The sequence below is a fragment of the Priestia sp. SRI_019 genome, assembly GCF_057586255.1.
In genome coordinates this window covers 1-14298 of the sequence record NZ_JBYCZN010000013.1, presented here as the reverse complement: position 1 = coordinate 14298, position 14298 = coordinate 1, and the positions used below count along the sequence as shown (strand labels likewise).

General features: G+C 33.9%; 15 protein-coding genes and 1 pseudogene. 4 read left to right on the top strand and 12 right to left on the bottom strand.

Going from position 1 to position 14298, the window contains the following annotated elements; all coding sequences use genetic code 11:
* Positions 1-54: 54 nt before the first annotated feature.
* Both AC2YJL_RS26710 and AC2YJL_RS26705 read left to right on the top strand, forming a co-directional pair.
* Positions 55-678, top strand: a complete 624-nt coding sequence (locus AC2YJL_RS26710; RefSeq protein ID WP_060747056.1) for a DUF1796 family putative cysteine peptidase — start codon at positions 55-57, stop codon at positions 676-678.
* A gap of 353 nt (positions 679-1031) precedes the next feature.
* A complete protein-coding gene (locus tag AC2YJL_RS26705) occupies positions 1032-1220 on the top strand; it encodes an SPOR domain-containing protein (protein WP_230933858.1) in 189 nt (62 codons plus the stop codon).
* Positions 1221-1425: 205 nt separating this feature from the next.
* On the opposite strand, the gene AC2YJL_RS26700 is transcribed toward AC2YJL_RS26705, so the two are convergent.
* The 8 genes from AC2YJL_RS26700 to AC2YJL_RS26665 all read right to left on the bottom strand — a co-directional run bounded on the left by AC2YJL_RS26700 (position 1426) and on the right by AC2YJL_RS26665 (position 9510).
* Positions 1426-2250 carry a dTDP-4-dehydrorhamnose reductase family protein gene (locus tag AC2YJL_RS26700; protein WP_088568094.1) on the bottom strand — a complete coding sequence of 275 codons (825 nt, stop codon included), beginning with the start codon at positions 2248-2250 and terminating at the stop codon, positions 1426-1428.
* Positions 2251-3237 (bottom strand): polysaccharide biosynthesis protein, encoded by a 987-nt coding sequence (locus AC2YJL_RS26695; RefSeq protein ID WP_048022242.1) that lies wholly within the window; start codon positions 3235-3237, stop codon positions 2251-2253.
* The gene (gene wecB / locus AC2YJL_RS26690) at positions 3230-4321 is read right to left on the bottom strand and encodes a non-hydrolyzing UDP-N-acetylglucosamine 2-epimerase (RefSeq protein WP_230933857.1); all 1092 of its coding nucleotides are present in this window, start codon (positions 4319-4321) and stop codon (positions 3230-3232) included. The genes AC2YJL_RS26695 and wecB overlap by 8 nt, the downstream gene beginning before the upstream one ends.
* A 403-nt stretch (positions 4322-4724) precedes the next feature.
* Positions 4725-5420, bottom strand: coding sequence for a DUF1796 family putative cysteine peptidase (locus AC2YJL_RS26685; protein ID WP_060747060.1), 696 nt, complete (start codon positions 5418-5420; stop codon positions 4725-4727).
* A gap of 148 nt (positions 5421-5568) precedes the next feature.
* Positions 5569-6249 (bottom strand): DUF1796 family putative cysteine peptidase, encoded by a 681-nt coding sequence (locus tag AC2YJL_RS26680; protein ID WP_230933856.1) that lies wholly within the window; start codon positions 6247-6249, stop codon positions 5569-5571.
* Positions 6250-6457: 208 nt separating this feature from the next.
* A complete protein-coding gene (locus AC2YJL_RS26675; RefSeq protein WP_230933855.1) occupies positions 6458-7705 on the bottom strand; it encodes a S8 family peptidase in 1248 nt (415 codons plus the stop codon).
* 231 nt (positions 7706-7936) lie between these two features.
* The gene (locus AC2YJL_RS26670; protein ID WP_230933854.1) at positions 7937-8311 is read right to left on the bottom strand and encodes a hypothetical protein; all 375 of its coding nucleotides are present in this window, start codon (positions 8309-8311) and stop codon (positions 7937-7939) included.
* Positions 8312-8328: 17 nt separating this feature from the next.
* Entirely contained in the window at positions 8329-9510 is a 1182-nt protein-coding gene (locus AC2YJL_RS26665; RefSeq protein ID WP_230933853.1) for an Alp7A family actin-like protein, read from the bottom strand.
* Between the two features lie 351 nt (positions 9511-9861).
* Here AC2YJL_RS26665 and AC2YJL_RS26660 point away from each other — a divergent pair, with 351 nt between their 5' ends.
* Entirely contained in the window at positions 9862-10125 is a 264-nt protein-coding gene (locus tag AC2YJL_RS26660) for a nucleotidyltransferase domain-containing protein (protein WP_369361863.1), read from the top strand.
* A pseudogene (locus tag AC2YJL_RS26655) lies at positions 10067-10204 on the top strand (HepT-like ribonuclease domain-containing protein); the annotation flags it as partial. The gene AC2YJL_RS26660 and the pseudogene AC2YJL_RS26655, both read left to right, overlap by 59 nt.
* A 293-nt stretch (positions 10205-10497) precedes the next feature.
* Here the strand turns inward: AC2YJL_RS26655 and AC2YJL_RS26650 are convergent.
* The 4 genes from AC2YJL_RS26650 to AC2YJL_RS26635 all read right to left on the bottom strand — a co-directional run bounded on the left by AC2YJL_RS26650 (position 10498) and on the right by AC2YJL_RS26635 (position 13259).
* On the bottom strand, positions 10498-10686 hold the full coding sequence (locus AC2YJL_RS26650) for a hypothetical protein (protein ID WP_088568086.1): 189 nt from the start codon (positions 10684-10686) through the stop codon (positions 10498-10500).
* Positions 10687-10898: 212 nt separating this feature from the next.
* Entirely contained in the window at positions 10899-11141 is a 243-nt protein-coding gene (locus tag AC2YJL_RS26645; protein ID WP_230933852.1) for a hypothetical protein, read from the bottom strand.
* Positions 11142-11185: 44 nt separating this feature from the next.
* A complete protein-coding gene (locus AC2YJL_RS26640; protein ID WP_230933851.1) occupies positions 11186-11479 on the bottom strand; it encodes a hypothetical protein in 294 nt (97 codons plus the stop codon).
* 439 nt (positions 11480-11918) lie between these two features.
* Positions 11919-13259: an FAD-binding oxidoreductase gene (locus AC2YJL_RS26635; protein ID WP_230933850.1), complete on the bottom strand. Its 1341-nt coding sequence runs from the start codon at positions 13257-13259 to the stop codon at positions 11919-11921.
* Positions 13260-14298 lie beyond the last annotated feature (1039 nt).

The window sequence follows — 14298 nt, the reverse complement described above, 5'->3', positions numbered from 1 at the left end:
CATTTAATGTTATATATAGACTTGTACAATACGATTCTTTAAGGGGCAACCAATATGAAATTAGAAGGAATAAAAGGACCATATAGTGCCATTTTTAGTTTAGGCGACTTATGTTTGACGTCTATTCAACTAAGAGAAAACAACCTAAGAAACTTTGCGGGGATTTTGGATTGGGTATCCTCACACGATTTAAAAAAGGTCAACCTTCTTTTGAAAAATCAGTTTGCTGACTTTTTAAATCCAAACAATTTAAAGATAATCCAATATGTATCCGAATGGGATTTATTGGTGTGGGATGAGGTTTATAATATAGGGTTTAACCACGATTTTAAGACTGATAAAAATACACTTTCTCACTTAGGAGGATACGAAGAGGTTAAAGAAAAGTACGATAGGAGAATTCAACGATTTTTAGAGAAATTATCTACTGGACAGCGTATTCTGTTTATTAGAACCGAAGCTAGCCGTGAAGAAGCTGCAGAGCTTGAGCGTATTTTATCTACTATGATTAAAAATGACTTTAGCATTCTAATTATTAATCATACGGATGTAAATGAGTTAGTTGAAAAAGAGTGGTCGCTAAATAAAGTTTGTGTTATTGAATTACCAAATCAAGATAAATGGAATGCAAATAATCATTATTGGAAAAGGATACTTGATGGTGTTTCCCTTTTATAGGTACGTTAGATATCTTTTTAATGTGCTTATAAAAGGCTACATTTTTGTGTTTATAGCTTCACATTAAGCAATTTGAGTAAGAGGAATACTTCTTTATGGGTCTCTCTATCATAACGTGCCATTATTGCTTACCACGCATACTCACCTGCCTTTTGAAACCTGCCTGAAAATCCAATACTAACCATACATATAGCCGTTACAGAATAATAATGGACAAGTTACATTACTTGAAATTGTTGCAGTCTAACAAAACACCTTTCTCTTGAAGATATTAGGGTGCTTTTCGAGGTGCCTCTAAAAAGAAGAAATGTATAGAGAAAATAATTTATTATCTAGTTAAGGAGGGGAAGGGTGTGAGTCAACAGCAAATGGAGTCAAAGGATATACACAATACGACTTCGAGACAACGCTATCGGATTATAACAGGGGCATTTGTTGATAAGGTTATAGCAGAACAAGTTGCAAAAGAAATAAAAGAACGTTATGGTCTTACCGCATATGTTATACCTGAGCATGTTGAAAAATCTGGTTCTGGTTTTTAATGTAACTTTATTTTTGTTTTTCTATAAATTGGGATAAAAATAGACAGCTAAGCTATTTTAATAGAAATAGTCTAGCTGTCTATTTTAGACTTGTAGAAGTATAAAACGAATTTTATTACCTGTTTATCATAATACAATAAAGGAGAAATCATTTTTAGTGCTTCTCATTTTATTATGTTTTTCTTTTACTCATAGTTAGTGCTATTTATTTTGTCATCCATTCTTTCAGTTCCATTAACATCTGTTGGTAATCAGGGGTTAGATAACAAAAATCTGTTCGGGTATTAATAATAGTACGATCTAATACAACATCTTCATCGGGAATAATTTGCACATCTTCTTTCATGAAAACATCTTTAATTAATTCTAGCAATGTGAATTTTGATATTTTTTTCTGTGAATGCAAATGGTAGAGTCCAGAAGTATTGTTTTCTAAGAAGAAGTCAATCGATTTAGCTAATTCTAATGTTGTTACTCCATTCCATAATGCCTTTTTATAACCTTTAATGGTACCCTTCTGTTTCATAAACCACAGAAATAAGCCAATGCCATCCTCCTTTAACTCAGGTCCTATTATAGAGGTGCGGATTGTTAAATGTTTTTCGTCAATAATTTCACCAAGCTGTTTAGATTGAGCATATACAGAGGTACCATCCGGAACATCATGTTCTGTATAATCTCCTCTTGCCCCTGAAAAAACACAGTCTGTGCTGATATGAATTAATTTTCCTTGATGACGTTCAACAAATTTAGCCAACTGATGTGGGAGCAGGCTGTTTACCTGAAAAGCACGCATCGGGTTATGACTAGCGTGTTCATTTAAAATTCCGATACAATTAATGAGGACATGGGGCTTAATAGATTCTATAGTCTCTTCAACATGCTTAAAGTCAGTTACATCCAAGTAAATAGTATCTTTATCTTTCGGGTCTCTTGATGTACAAAAAACATCATGATTTGTATGCTGTATAAAATATTTAGTAATTACATGCCCTGCCATTCCTTTTCCACCAAGAATTAGTACTTTCATTTAGATAAACCCGCCTTTCAGCAACATCTCTCTAATTTCCTCTTTACTAATCACTTGTTTACTTGAATCATATTTTTCTAAGTTTACTTGAGCATAGTTTGAATAGTATTCTTTTAAGCCTTTAATATAAATTGGAGGTAAAATCACATAATACTCATCATCGTAAGTAACGGTTGTTGCACTTTCATATTCGGATAACAGAAGCTCGTGAATTTTTTCTCCAGGTCGTATACCTAATATTTCAATTTCAATCTTGTCTTTTCCAGAAGCTTCTATTAATACATTTGCTAAGTCAATAATTCGACAAGTGGGCATTTTCATGACGAATATTTCTCCACCTAGACTTTCAAATGTGGCTTTAAAAACCAGCTTTATCGCATCCTCTAATGTTAAAAAGAAGCGAGTCATCCCGGGGTCAGTTATACCTATTTTCCCTTTTTCTTGAATTTGTTTCTTGAATACATGAATAACGCTTCCGTTAGTCCCTAGAACGTTTCCTCCACGTATACAAACAAATTTAGTTTTAGTATTTAATGTGTTAGCGTGAATGATTAATCTTTCCCCCATTGCTTTTGATAAACCATAAAAGTTAGCTGGATTTGACGCTTTATCAGTGGAAATATAAACCACTCTATCTACATCACAGCTTATTGCTGCGTCTATTACATTTTGAGTACCATGTACGTTGGTTTTTAAGGCTTCGATTGGTTGATCTTCACATACAGGAACATGTTTTAAAGCAGCTAAGTGAAAGATATAATTTACGCCTTGACACGCTTCAATTAGTGCTTCTCTTTCCTTAATGTCTCCAATAATAAAATTTAACTTAGGATGATTATCAAATTCTTGCTTCATAGTAAATTGATTTGATTCATTCCTTGAAAAAACACGTATTTCTTTAGGGTTATGTGTTAGTAATTGTTTAACAAGTTCATACCCCCAAGAACCTGTGCCACCTGTTACTAAAATTGTCTTATTATTAAACACCTTTCATTCCTCCTAGTACCACTTTAATTACTTTGTCTGAAACATCTACATGACCATATCCTTCAGGGTACGACCAATTTTTTAATTGGTTAACCATTACATGAACACAGGTTACGATTTGGTTAGCATCTATTCCTGACAGCATGTTACTTCCACACTGAATAGTTTCTGGTCTTTCAGTTGTTTTGCGAATAGTTACCGTAGGAATATGAAACAAACAACATTCTTCCTGAACTGTTCCGCTGTCTGTTAAGACACAAAAAGCATTCTTTTCGAGATTTACAAAATCAAAAAAACCAAAAGGTTCATGGAATTCTACTAATGGATGGACTTCTAGCAGTGGAATATTTTCTATCCGGGATTTAGTACGAGGATGAATACTGCATATTATTCTCTTTTGGTAAAATTTAGCTACCATATTAATACCTTTCATGATTTCCAACAGTCGATCTTCATGATCTACATTTTCCGCACGATGTGCTGTAACTAGAAAATAGTCACTTTTTTCTAAGGATAGTTCATTAAGAATGTTGCTGTTTTCGATGGAAGATTCATAATGTTTTAAAACCTCGTTAATTGGATTTCCAGAAGTAATAATACGATTTGAGGGAATACCTTCTTTAATTAAATTTTCTTTACTTTGAGGAGTATAGGGGAGGTTAAAGCTCGATATTGCATCAATAATTCGACGATTCTTTTCTTCTGGCACCTCTAAGTCAAAACAACGGTTTCCGGCCTCCATATGAATAACTGGTATACCCATTCTCTCTGCTAGAATCGCGCTTAAACCGCTATTAGTGTCGCCTAATATTAAAACTTTGTCCGGCTTCTCTTTTAAAAATAGCTGTTCTAGCTCTTTATACATCTTCGATAACTGTTCACCTAATGACAGCTGCTGGTTAGCCAGTATATAGTCTGGTTTTCGTACATTCAACTCTTGAAAAAATACTTCACTTAATGAAGGAGTGAAATTTTGGCCTGTATGCACTAAAATGTGCTGTGAAGCATAGTTATCTAACTTTTTAATGATGAGGCTTAAACGTATAATTTCGGGTCTTGTACCCAAAATAGTCATAACTTTCATTTTTTACACACCCTATTCACCTTATTTATAAGCATAATTACCCTTTCCTAATGCGCATTCGGCCCCTTATTTATTAAAATATGCTTTTCCTTTTTTCTTGCTATAGGCTAATCTATTAATCTTCCCAATAAAAAGTGATAAGTCTAAAATAAGAAGTGCTTCTCTTTAAATTAATGAAAAGAATGGCCGCTTTTTTGTGGTTTTATGTATAAATATTCCACTGTAATTCCTCTTCTAATGGCTTAAATCTTATGCCTCAGGCTGTCAAACATGAATATTTAAAGAGCAAATATAGATTTTTGCAATAAGAAAAGACCTTGTTCCCCTTTCAAAAGGAAAACAAGGTCTTTTATGCTCGATTTTATCCTTACTACATGAGACTGTATGAAGATGGTTGTAGTAATTAAGTCCAAAAATTAGTTAGGCTTAATCCATTTAGCACATAGTCCCAAACAGCTTCATCATTTGGATTATCTAGAGGGACTTGAACTGAACAAATTCCATCAATTGTCCAGTTCATATCTACTACGCCTTTTAATCCTTCTAGAGGTTGAAGTAGTAGTATATTAAATGAACCATTTACTAATTCTGATAAAGTGGTTTTTAATTCTATCGCTTCTTCTGGAGTAGCTGCTCCCCACCTAATAAACAAAACAGATGAGCTATTCTCAATTTTTTCAAAAAATCTCGTTATACGTTGATTGAGCTTCTCTTTATAAGAGGGATACATTACGGTCCAGTCTACATTTGGAATAATGGGAAAATCATGAACAGAAATAATATTATAATGCATATCGTGAATAAAGTGAGCATTAACGGGTTCTGTTCCACCTTCTTCTGGGAAAATTGCGACTCCGTCATCAAGAAAATGAGCATATCCATCAGTTCGCTGCAGGTTTTGAAGGTCCATAAATCCACTAAATCTATTTTGTAACAACCTACTGACATCAGCAATTGAATTAGATATCATCCAGTCTAAAGGAAATGAAAATCTTCTCCAATTATGCCTTCTTAAATTAAGGGAGGGACCACACCAACTACCTAGCCCTAGCATTAAGTCATAAGATCCTTTAATATCCTGTAAATTCAATATAATCATCCCTTTGCATTTAGCAATTCTATTATAGTAAATGCTAAACCTTGTACATTTGATTGGACAAAGTAACTATATATTTATAAGAAAGTATTGGTAAAAAAGACATGGGGGCTAAAGAGCGTTTAAGTGGAGGACCTTATATAACATACATTTAGCGACGTAATAATACACCATCTAGAACATAGTCCCAAGTTAAAATATCATTTGGATCTTCTGGTACATTAACTATACAAACGTTATCAATTTCCCAGTTTACTTCAGTGGGAACTTGTATGTCCTCTAAGGGATTTAAGATAAGTATTTTAAACTGACCTTTTGTAAGAGCTAATAATGTTTTTTGTAATTCAATTGCTTCTTCATAAGTAGCTCCCCACCTTATAAATAAAATTGAGTTACTGCTCAGCATCTTTTTCATAAACCTGCTTATCCTATAATCAAGGTTTCTTTTAAATTTCGGATACATAGCAGTCCAGTCTTTATTCGGCACTATAGCAAAATCATGAGCTGAGAAGATATTATAATAAGTATCCTGTATGATATATGATTTGTTTGATCTGTATAGATTTTGATGGGGAAATTTAAGCATTTTATCATTAAAATATACATACTCGCCACTGTCGTCTACTAAACGCATATTTTTAAGCTGCATATACCCATGGAACTTATTTTGAAGTAGCCGATTTACATCTGAAAGAAACGGAGAATAGCTCCAATCAAGTGGACTTGAAGTAAAACTTCTTAAATTCAATCGATTCAGTTGTAGTGCAGGATTACAGGCACTACCTAAACTTATAATTACATCGTAATGTCCTTTAACATCATGTAAATTCAAATTAATCCTCCTACTATTTAAGTTTTTATACATATGTTAGATAAAAAATTTGTTTGGATGACGTGCATATAATTATTGATTCATTTGCTCTTACAACATAAAAAGCACTGAAAATCGATTGCGAAGTCAGCGCCTTTTAATTATTTATAGATCCATGTGAAATAAAATAGTTAACGGCTGTAATAGGTGACTTCTTTAACTGTTAATGCTAGCGAACTGCTCGGTTTGCATTAATTCTTCCATAAGTCCAGTATACTCCGGTCCCTGGTATTACATCACATGTGGATTGAATAGTATTTCTAATCTGAAGATTGGTTTGTCCTTGAGCTGCTAGCAAGGCTGCAAGTCCTGCAACATGGGGAGCAGCCATAGAAGTACCGCTTAGATATGCGTAATAGCTGCCTATATAAGTGGATAAAATCGTTGAACCTGGGGCAGCTACATCTACCCAAGTACCAAAATTAGAGAAGTCAGATTTTTGATCGTTGTTATCTGTAGAGGCCACAGCGATTACATTTTGATAAGCAGCTGGGTATGTTGGTGTACTAGAAGCTTCATTTCCAGCCGCAGCTATAACTACTACTCCTTGATTCCAAGCGTAATTCACCGCATTCTCTAAAGTAATTGAACTTTGGGATGAACCTAAACTTAAATTAATTACTTTTGCTCCTGCATTTGTTGAATAAGTAATTGCATTTGCAATATTACTCAATAGACCATTTCCACTGTTGTCAAGGGCACGAACGGGGATTAGTGATGCTGATGGAGCCATTCCTGCAATACCTAAACCATTTTCCGTAAGAGCTGCAGCAATTCCCGCCACATGCGTTCCATGTCCATTACCATCGTTAGGTACTAAGTTTCCTTCTACAAAATTATAGCCAGGCCAGAGTTTAATAGATAATTCAGGGTGATTTAGCTGAATTCCAGTGTCTATGATAGCAATTTTTATATTTCCATTACTAGTAGTAACATCCCAAGCATCAGGAGCTTGTACCTTTTGAGGTCCATATTGATAGGGGAAAAAGGTGTCATTGGGGGTATAGGAGGCGCTAAGTGTATAGTCTGGCTCTACGTATTCTACTTCATCTAATTCGCTATAGCGTTTAATCAGTTTATCAATCTTTTTTTTAGAGCGTAAGACCTGAAAATCAAGATCTTTGTTGCGATGTAAAAGGGTACATTTATTTTTACGATGAATGGCTGCCTGTTTTTCAGAGCACACATTATCTTTAAACTTTACAATGATTTGGCTTGAATATTGGGAAGCATCAGCTGCAGATTCATTGATATTAGCTTTGTCACTAATCTTAAATATTTGTGATGTATTTTTTATTTGGTCGATTTTTAACTTTTCTAACGGTTGTTGCTTTAAAACCTTGATAATATATTTCACTGTATAAAATAACAGTATAATAATAGAAACTGATAAAGTAATGGCTGGTAAATTAAACATTCGTTCCCTCCTGAAAATCGCACTCTTTATAGGTTATTCGCGATTTATTGAAAGGGTTTGGACAAAGTTATTATTTAAGCAAATAAATATGTATTTTAAAATAGCTTACTAATAGATCAGACCTATCCTATATGACCATTTATTCTTGGGAAGTGAGCCTTGTGTTCGGCTTTAAAGCGTGAAGTTTATTATAAAAAAGAAAGCCACTAGTATATCTAGTGACTTTTTCTTTTAAAAATCGTTATATTCTTCCAGATCATCATCATCTAAAGATCCAGACACATGTTCTAAATCTGCAACCTTTCCTTCTTTGATGATGTGATCCTCTACGGGTTTCTCTTCTATATTCTCTCGTTTACCGGCAAATCTATTAGCCTGAGCTAACTGTTTTAACTCCTGGAGTTCTGAATTGATATGCTCGAGAAGTTCTTCTGTTCTGTGCCCTGTCTCTACTCGGTTGATAGATGCACGATGGAGATCTCGAACAATTAAAGATGAAATATAATCCCCTAATTTTCGAGATTTCGCATACTTTGCAAGTATGTCATAGACTTCATCACTTAACTGGTTGGTTTTAATCGTAAAGGCGTTCTGACGCTCTGACATGGTTATCACCTACGCTGTTAGGATTTAACGGCTTTCTTCTCGGCTTGTTTCTTTTGAAGATATCCAATGCTTCGAATTTCTAAGCCGAATAAATTCAAGTGACGACTATCCTCTGGCACTTTATGATATTTTTCTGTACGTTCTTCACCGATTTTTTCATTCATGCTGTTCATAATGGCTACTTTTAGTGTCGGAGCAACACCGCCACTATATACATATTTACGAATTTTATTGGCCGGTGGTGGAGCCACATCATTTAACTTCGCCAGTAAAATCTCTACATAATCTCTTAGAGAAGATGTAATTTGAACTGTCAAATCAATGGATTCGCCTGTGTTTTCATTTTTTAATTCAAACTTTTGTTTGCTATAGTTATCTAAAATAAATTGATCAAATGCCCGTAAATCGGTAAACAACTCTGGGAATTTCTCTTTGCGTAACTTATCAATGTGCGCTAGGTATGGAATACCTTCGATACTTTGGAATGATTCACGGCTGTTTGCAGCTTTTAATCCTTCAGGTAAAATCACAACATCAATGGATCCTCCACCAATATCGACCATCACGGTTTCACATTCTACATATGCATTGGCATCTTCACGGTCTTGAAGCGTTAGGTCTTTCTTTAATGCAAAGCGTGCAATTTCGCCTTCTTTTAAGCATGCACTTTCTTCTACAGATACCTTTATTTCTTTTTCGAACCCTGGCGTATGAATACGGAAAGCATGGTCACCTAAAAAGCGAGTTGCCATGGCTTTTTGCGCTTCACCAAATGTGCTTTCTTTTTTTAGTAGCCAGATTGGTAACATCGTAGAGAAATAGTCAATCTCGATGGTATTATCCTTTTGATCTTTCGCATGCAACGCATGGTAGTATGCAATAGCAGCTAAAAATGTTACATAAGGAATATAGCTTGTAATTTTGTTATGTAAACGATTGATGTGATTATTCGCAAGTTGTTGGCTTGCTGCGATATCACCAACTAAGAAATAACGTTCTTTCTCTTCGTCACCAATAGTCGTGGAAAGTAAGATACGCTTTTTAAATTCCTCTGGTGCTGTTACTGCATCTGTAAAGAATGAATCAGCAGCTTCTTTTTGGAGTTCTACTACGTTAGTTGGGAAATCGAACAGATAACCATCGACAATATTCATGTCGACTGAGTTCCCGCAGTCTTTATTAAAACGTGAAATTTTCATAATTTATACACCTCATTTTTTAGTTGAACTTCTGTTGGACTAATTATACAAGAGAAAAAGAGGTTGTTCAATCTTTTAGTTGAACTTATTTATCATCAAAAACTTACATATATCAACAATTAGGTTTGTTTGGTTGAACTTATATTGAGGTGGAAAAAGTAATTTTAATAAGATTGGTGATGAAAATAAGAAGGCGATGATTCGCTTATAATGAGAGATAGTAAGTGCGGATTACATAACTGTTACATCGAGTACTTTGATGATATTTAAAAGGAAAAAGAACGTAAGGAACCTATTCTTATCCAAAGAAATAAAATTTGCTACAATAGAAGCAACAAAAGGAGGGATTCTATGGACCGTACCATCGTTCAAACCATTAAGGAGTTTTTACATACTCACATACAACCTTCTTTTATCCTTATGTTTGGATCCTTTGCAAAAGGAACTACCCATCAAGAAAGTGATATTGATATTGGGTTTTATGCGAAGGATAGAAAAATAGATAAATATGAAATTTTTATGCTTACACAAGAGTTAGCTACCTTGTTAAAAAGAGAAAATGAAAGCTATGGTAGGTTTTCGAAATATTGCTGTTCACGATTATCAAGCCATTAATCAAGATATTATTCAGCAGATTTTAGAAAAACGTTTAAGTGATTTTACTACGTATACAAAGCAGATTCTTGTTTACTGAGTTGATTCGGAAAAATTCAAATAATTAATTATAAACATAAAAATGGAACTTCCTTATAGTTCGAAGTTCCATTTTTATTATAGGCTTTGGAGGTGCATTGATAAATACAAGATGTATAGAAATCTGCTTATTCCATAACTGACTCGTTATTAAAACTCTTACCCCTACAAATTTTTTTGTTTTTGGCTCTAAGTGAATGGTTTTGTCCACCGAATTTGTATCTAATATATATTCAGCACATAGGGAAGCATAATTTCAGTCTTCCCTATTAAGTGCTTGTCCTAATTTTAAATTTAAGCAGTTTGTAGACCTTGGATTTCATCAGCGTCTACAACAATAACTCCTGCTGAAGTAGCAAAATAAGCTAAAGCTCTTGCCTCGTCGAAGCTTGAAAATATAACGTTATTAATTTGAGTACCGCTTAAAATTACACTTGCAATTGGTGTACCAGGATCAAGGATTCTTAAAACCTCTTGAATCATTATCAGTATCCCCCCTTGCTGTATAATAAATTTAAATACAGATTATATTAATCTATATTTAGTTTATTATATGTAAGTTGTAAGGAAGGGCTTGTACTATTTAATCATTTTAACTTAATATTTTTTGTTGTTTGAAAATAAGGGCTTTAAGAGAGAATTGTTATATAAAAATCTCTTTTAAGCCCCTATATATAATGGAGTTTTCGTGATCATTAAAACCTCATACCACCATCTATTACAATCATACTTGAGGAAATTATCTCAGTGTTTTTAAATTCACAGCCTACATTATAAGCATGAGTAGCTACTTTAGAATTAGGATTCTGATTAGCTGTTTCTGCTGTCGAGTTAACATTTTTATTTCTTTTCTTCTTTTTTTGCGGGAAAGACTTGTCTACATAATACATACCGTTTTTTAAATTATACGCCATATAATATATTTCTATTTTAATCACCTTTTCTATACACCTTGAGTTTAGAGGGGTTTTACGGGATAGGATTAGAAGTGCTTGTTGTTCATTTTATCTTCAAAACTGAGTTTTTTTACTTTAGCATGTTTATTTTTTCTTCCACATTCTTTAACAACTACACCGTCTTGGTTCGCATTTTGTCCACCTTGTTTAGCAATCTGTCCACCCTGATTAGCATTTTGACTATGATTGCCACTAATTTGTCCTCCAGTCTCTGCATGGTTATAAACATAAATGTTAATGTGAGTGCAGTTTTTTTCTCTATTTTTCTTTTTGTTTTTCGGTCTGCAACTAGATTTTTTATCATAGTTAGAAGTATACATTTCTATTTTAATCACCTCTTTTTTATGATGAATTAATTAAAAGCTGTAAATGAATTAATTCATCATTATAGTGTATTCATAGATAGACAAGCTGCAACAAGTAAAAGCCTATATTTGGTGAAAAAAGTTTTTTAGCGTAAGAAGCTTTAATAGGAAACATTGCTTTGTTGATCTAAGAAACTGCTGCTAAAAAAATCTGGCGGTTGTGAAAGCAAAATGGTTTAGAGGTGGTATGGAACAGTAAAGCTGGTTTCTTTTTAAGATACAAAAGTTTTTATGTACGATATAGGAGCCGTAGTATTAACCAGCTTTATATATCACATATAATTTGAATATAGGAAGAACTATTAACAGCAAAAGCAGTAATAGTTCTTCTATACTAACCAAGTTATATAAAACGTTCAGTTATAAGAATGGATATCTAATTGATTTTTAGTGATCAACAAAAGGGTGGAATACTTTGTGGGAAATGGAATAAATTATCAGGATCGTATTTTGCTTTTATTTCTCGAAGTCTTGCGAAGTTTGAGCCGTAGTATGCTTTTCCGAACTTTTCAATATTTTGGTCTGGGACATTAACATACGAACCTTTTACATATGATTTCATGAGCTGACGTACTTTTTCAACTGATGCAAGATTGGAAGCTTCTTGTGATTTATTTTCCCAACTAGCCGTCCATTCTGTATAAAACAATGGACGGCGCCAAAAGAAGGCTGTTTCATTACTTGGTACTCTGCTTAGAGCACCACCCCAATTTATAAAAAAGAAGTTGGCTTCTGTGCCAGTAGCTTCTTCTAAAAACTTCTTCATAATTGAAATAGGCTCTTCCGACCATAGATCAAGTCCCCAAGCAGAGGAGAATTTAACATTCTGATCGGATCTACCAGGGATTGGCTCGTCAGGGTCTAAGAAGTCTATAGCATCTGGATAGCATAATGTTTCTATAACTGTTTGTGCTGGGGTTCCAGCATTTAGTAAAGGCTTTAACAATTTAATCAGCTCTTTTTTTGAACCGAGGAAAATTCCTTCTGCATGACACAAACCATTTACTTTGCTGTAAATCTCAAGTAGGCACCCTAACCGTTCGTCTACAAACGGTGCCCATTTTTGCCAAGCTTTAAATACCGTTTCTAATTGATCCCATGGCCAAATAATATTAAAGACGGTTGCAGTTTTAGGGGCACGATGAACTTTAAACGTGTATTCGGTATTATATCCAAAGTTTCCGCCGCCTCCACCTCTGGAAGCCCAAAATAAGTCCTCATTGGAAGATTGATTTGCTTGAAGAATCTTGCCTTTTGCATCTACAGTTTCCAGTGCAAGAAGGTTATCGCTTATAAGACCGATTGATCGTGAAAGTACTCCAAATCCTCCCCCCATCGTAATTCCTCCAATTCCAACGGTGGGGCTATCTCCAAAAGGAGCCATAAAACCTTCTCGAGCTAACATCTTTACAAGTGGACCCACATGAATTCCCGTTTGAACTGTTGCAATCTCACTTTTTTTATCAAGGCAAACTTTATTCATGTCACTTACATCAATAACAATTCCTCCATTTACTACTGAAAGGTTCTTATCTAAAGCATGGCGCCCACTTCTGACACGCAAAGGCACTTTATTTTCTTGGGCCCATTTAATAGCATTGCTGACATCGTATGAATTTTGTGCAAAAACAAAAACAAGGGGACAGACATCAACATAAGGGTTCCAATTCTTAATTGCTTCCTTATAGCCAGGGTCTCCTTTGAAGATGACTCGTCCGGTTAAATGTGTTGACATATACTTCACTCCTAATGAACATTAGATTTCCGATATTAATATATGTAAAAACCGGACAAACTCTTGGGTGAGTTATCTAGTAACTCAAAAATATATGACAAGGTTATTAATGAGGATAGATAAAGGTATTGTTTGTAATATATTTTAGAAAAGAAACTCTTGTTAATTAGAAAGGTTATGGTCAAGATAAAGGGAGACCTTACATATTTATACATAATAAAAATTGTTCAAATGAATGATTCTAATGTTTTTCATTTTATATAGAATCTATTACGGTAACTAAAGATTATAGAATTTAGGAAATTACACTCAGTTTATTTCTATCTGCGTTAATATATTGAGGTTGAAAAAATTTCTATATATTAGACAAGCGTACAAGCTTGTCCTTAGGTTTATACATATAATATGTAAATGAATATTGAAAAGAGGGACAAAAATGATACCAAGATGTATACCTGATGTTCCACATTGTATACCTAAAGTGCCAAGTTGTGTGCCTAATATACCAAGATGTATACCTGATGTTCCGCATTGTATGCCTAAAATCCCGAATTGCATACCTAATATACCTTTTACTTCTAAATACTAATTGCTTGCGTTTTATATAGGGTAATTCACTCAGAGCAAAAAGATTAATCTTTTTGCTTCTTTCTTGTTTTATCATATATTATGCCGATAGGGCGGGGTATTTTCGTTAGTTCGGTTAAACGATGGAACACTATTCCATTAAAGTGCTGATTTTAAGTTATATTCTAAACTGTATAATCCAAATATAACTTTCATTAAGACAAGTATTGTACCGAATTAGATTTGTTTGTTAGAGAATATTTTTGAAAAAAACAAAAAACTATTGATTTTTGAATTAAATGAGATTATAATAATAAAGCGTCGTTAAAAGAGACGATGTTGATGATGATAAAAAAGTTGTTGACATTACGTTGATAACTTGATAAGATAGCAAAGTCGCTTAAAAGCGACGGTTGAACTTTGAAAACTGAACAAAGCGACAAACGTCAACGTTAATTTTTATTTTTTAAAA